Here is a 4,084-nt window from a genome sequence, read left to right on the forward strand (position 1 = left end):
CCTGGCGCTGCTTCCTCTTCAGCCACTGCCTACCTTTGCCCTCGGGCAGGGCCTTCTCGCTCTCAGGTCTTCTGCGCACACAGAGCCGAACGAGAGGTGCCCCTGCTCCCTCTTCCCGCTCACTTCAGGCCCGCCCGCCCTCCGGCCTGATCGAGAATCACGAACTCCGGTTTAGCATCCAGGTGAGCCAGACGGAAGAGGAGCCTCCTCTCATCGATAACTGCAATGGCGCGGGTCACCCTGGTTCTCTGGTTGCTGCTCACACCCGGGTACTGCTTCTGTTCGAAGGCCCCGAGGGCAGCGGCTGCGCCGAGCGCTTCATTCGCACCCTCAAGGAGCACCTGCTCTGGGTGAGCATCTTCTCCCCCGTGGAGTACCTCCGGACGGCCCTGCTGGAGTGGGCCCACCGATACAACGAGCACCGGCTGCTGGAGCGCCACAACTTCCTCTCGCCGAGTCAGGCCCGGCGAGCGCTGCCGCAGCTGAAACAAGCGGCCTGATTACGACCCGCCTGGGTGTCTCGACAATCCGGTGCGGTACAGGTCCACCGTGTCCGCGTTGCGCTCGCTCACCAGGCGGATGCGGCTATATCCCGATCAGCCCTGGCACCGGCACCGGGGTGGAGCGCTTGCTCGTGATGCCATCCCCCACCTCGCCGAATGCGTTGTAGCCCCAGCCCCACGCAGTGCCGTCTGAGCGCAGCGCCAGCGAATGGGAATCGCCAGCGGCGATACGGGCTTGAGCCTGAGCCCCCGACAGAGCAGCGCCTGTCGAAACCTGCGCTCCTGGCGCGCCGGTGGGCTGTCCACAGCTGACCCATGGAAACAATCCCAGCCAGAGCGCTGCTGGCCTTCCAAACCGCCGCTCTGCATTGTCTTTCATTCCGTTACCCATATCCATGTGCAATGAGGTCAGGGTCACCGCTGACGGGGATTCACGCCTCGCTGGGTGTCGAGCAACCGTTCACCGCCGGGTGCCTGGAGGTGGATGACCCCTGGATGTTCTACGGGGGCCAGCCACTTTGCAGGTCCTGCGACGGGGACCTGGACCATGGCGTCCAGGCCTCGTATCAGTTCGATGTACTCACGACGAAGCAAGGGGTTGAGTTCCAGGGCTCGCGCGAGCGCGGCTTTCGCCTGACGGACACCTTCCTCCTGCGTGGAGCCCACCCGCGCCTCCATGAACAACAGCCCGGCACGCAGCGCATGTGCCTGCGCCTGATTCGGGTCGAGCCGCATCGCCAGCTCCACCTGTTTCAAGCCCTCGGCCAGCGCGACTCTCGCCTCCGCGAGGGGCTGCGCCTCCGCCAGCTTCCACGAAGCCCGCGCCAGCGACACATGGGCCTCGAGATACGGATAGAGCGCCACGGCGCGACGGGCCTCGGCACGGGCTCGCAGGAGCGTCTCCACCGCGCTCCTCCCCTGCCGCCGGGCCCTCTCCGCGCCCATCAACTCCAGACTTGAGCCCACGACGCGACAATCCGCGCAGCGCGCGTCCACACGCAACGCCTCTTCCAGCGCCCGGCGCCCATCCGCCAGCGGAGTCTCGGGAGACTTCCCGTCACGCACCGCCTGGGTCGCCAACAACAAGTGCGCCGACGCGACATGGAAGTGGGTGCGTCCCGCCGTCGCATTGATGCTCAGCGAGCGGGCGAGTGCATCGAGCGCCCGGGTCAACGTGGGACTCGCGTCACCTCCCACGTCGATGAGGTACGAGGCGTGGGTCAGCTCCGCCAGCGCCACCTCGTTCAGCGCGGAGTAGAAGCGACCATCCAACGCGAGCGCGCCCCGTCCCGCCTCCAATGCGCGTTCCACGTCCGGGCTCGGGTCCTCGCCTCGCGACAGCGCGTACGTCCCCAGCGAGTTGTGCAGCTCCGCCAGATTCGAGTGCGCGAAGAGGTACCGGGGGTCCGTGCGCAGCGCGAGCCGCAGGTGCTTCCCCGAGGCCTCGTACTCGGGACGCGGGTCCAGACCGTGCTCGCGCTGATGATTGCCCTTCCACCGGTGCACGAGCGCCAGGTCATTGTGTCCCCAGGGGTAGGCCGGCTCCAGCTCCAGTGCCCGGGTGAGCTGGGCCATGGACTCGTCCCACGACGCCCCGGGGTCTCCGCCCTCGCGCGCGACTTGAAGCCCCCGCAGGAAGAGACTGAAGCCCAGCGTGTCGTACGCCAGGACCTCCCGGGGTTCGAGCTCGATGGCTCGCGAGGCAGACGCAATGGCTTCTCCCAGGAGCCGCTTCGGCTCCTCGTTCCCATCCAGGGGACTCGCCGCGCGATAGGCATTCATCAACACCAGCGCCCGCTTCGTGTGCGCGGACGCGCGCATGGGCGATGCGACGAGCGCCCGCTCACTCGCCTCCAGCGCCAGCGACAACGAGTCCTTGCGCGAGCGGCCCTCCTTCCGGTCCAGGTCCGCTTGCTGGAGCCAGACCTCCGCGAGCGCCTCGTGGCCCCGCGCATCGCTGCGTCCCAGCTCCAGCGCACGTTCATAGCGACGTGCCGCCTCCAGGAAGTCCGCGCGCGCGGCTTCGTAATCCCCACGGCCCAGCCGCTCCATGGCCCGCGCATGAGCCACGTCCGCCGCGAGCATCCGCGGCTCCAGCATCCACGGAGTCTCGGCCTCCGCACCCGACGCGGCGGCCTCCGCCCCAGCCAGGTCCTGGCGATAGAACGCCATCCATCCCGCCAGCAGCCGTGGCGACTCCCCCGCCGCGCCCTGCCCTCGCTCCAGCGCGCGCAGGGCGGGCGCGAGGAGGTCCACTTCCAGGGTCCGCGCGTGCTCGGCCACCCACTCGGGCCCGCCCCGGCGTCGCGCCGTCTCCATCGCCAGGAGGTACAAGCCGCCCAGCGTCTTCCCCAACGCCAGATTCAGCTCGGGAGAATCCAGCCCCAGCCCCGCCGCGCGAGTCAGCTCCTCGCGGGCCTGTTCCAACTCGCCCATCGCCAGATGGCCGCGGCCTCGTGCGTAATGCACCAACGACTCGCCATGCACCCCCAGCGCGTGCGGTGTCGAGGTGAGTTGGACCATCCGCTCCCGCACGAGCCGCTCTTCCGGACACGTGTCATGCAGTGGCGCCATCAAGGCCGCGCGCATCAGCCACTCCACGTCCTTCACCTGCTGCCCCAGGTGCTCCGCCAGACGGGCGCGTCCCTCGGCCTGACTCCACGAGCGCACACCCAGGACGGAGACGACCAGCACACTCAGCAGGGAGACGGCGGAGACGACGACGAGAGCGCGGTGCTTGCGCGCCCACCGCCGTCCTCGTGCGACGAGCCCCGGTCTTCGCGCGAGGATGGGCTCGCCATCCCTGTACCGGTCCAGGTCCTCCGCCAGCGCGCGCGCCGAGGCATACCGTCGCGCCGGGTCCTTGTTCAGACACGTCAGGACGATGGTCTCCAGGTCGCCCGCCACCTCCGGCACGCGCAGGCGAGGAGCAACCACGTCCTCGTGCAACACCTGATGCAACGTGCCCACGGAGGTGGTGTCGCGGAACGGCGGCACCCCTGTCAGCAGCTCGTACAGCGTGGCGCCCAGGCCATAGACATCCGTGCGCCGGTCCACGCTGGCGCGGTCTCCGCGCGCCTGCTCGGGAGCCATGTACGACGGCGTGCCCAGCACCGCCCCTGTCTTCGTGAGCCCCTGCTCCAGGTCCGCGTCGTGGGCCAGCCCGAAGTCCGTCACCACCGGGTACCAGCGCCGCTCCTCCTGCCGTTCCACCAGGATGTTGGAGGGCTTGAGGTCGCGGTGGATGACGCCCAGCCGATGCGCCTCGTGCATCGCCGAGGCGACCTCCCGCATCACCTGGACCTTCTCGCCCAGCGACATGTCGGGCGCCACGCGGTCCAGCCGGGTGCCGTCCACGAGCTGCATCGCGATGAAGTCCCGCGCGCCGACACGGCCCACCTCGTACACGCGGCAGACGTGAGGATGGACGATGCGCGCCTGCGCGCGGGCTTCCTGGAGGAAGCGCATGACGCGGTCCGGGTCCGCCTCCCGCACGAACTTGAGCGCCACGAAGCGACCCAACCTCCGGTCCCTCGCCTTGTAGACCTCCCCCATCCCCCCGCGCCCCAGCAGCTCCAGCG

Annotated in this window: 2 protein-coding genes and 1 pseudogene; 1 reads left to right on the forward strand and 2 read right to left on the reverse strand. The window is 69.1% G+C overall.

Features of this window, described 5'->3' with window-relative positions:
* Positions 1-290 precede the first annotated feature (290 nt).
* Positions 291-500 (forward strand): annotated as a pseudogene (locus HR086_RS45240) (integrase core domain-containing protein); the annotation flags it as partial.
* 85 nt (positions 501-585) lie between these two features.
* On the opposite strand, the gene HR086_RS49325 reads toward HR086_RS45240, so the two are convergent.
* Positions 586-900 carry a hypothetical protein gene (locus HR086_RS49325; RefSeq protein WP_174468752.1) on the reverse strand — a complete coding sequence of 105 codons (315 nt, stop codon included), beginning with the start codon at positions 898-900 and terminating at the stop codon, positions 586-588.
* A gap of 17 nt (positions 901-917) precedes the next feature.
* On the reverse strand, positions 918-4,084 hold a 3,167-nt coding region (locus tag HR086_RS45250; protein WP_174468751.1), incomplete at its 5' end, for a serine/threonine-protein kinase.

The sequence above is a fragment of the Myxococcus sp. CA039A genome (genome assembly GCF_013336645.1).
GTDB classification, from domain to species: Bacteria; Myxococcota; Myxococcia; order Myxococcales; family Myxococcaceae; genus Myxococcus; species Myxococcus llanfairpwllgwyngyllgogerychwyrndrobwllllantysiliogogogochensis.

What these genes read in the sequence shown, in the direction of transcription:
- HR086_RS49325 (WP_174468752.1), bottom strand. Translation starts at nt 900, where the DNA reads ATGGATATGGGTAACGGAATGAAAGACAATGCAGAGCGGCGGTTTGGA.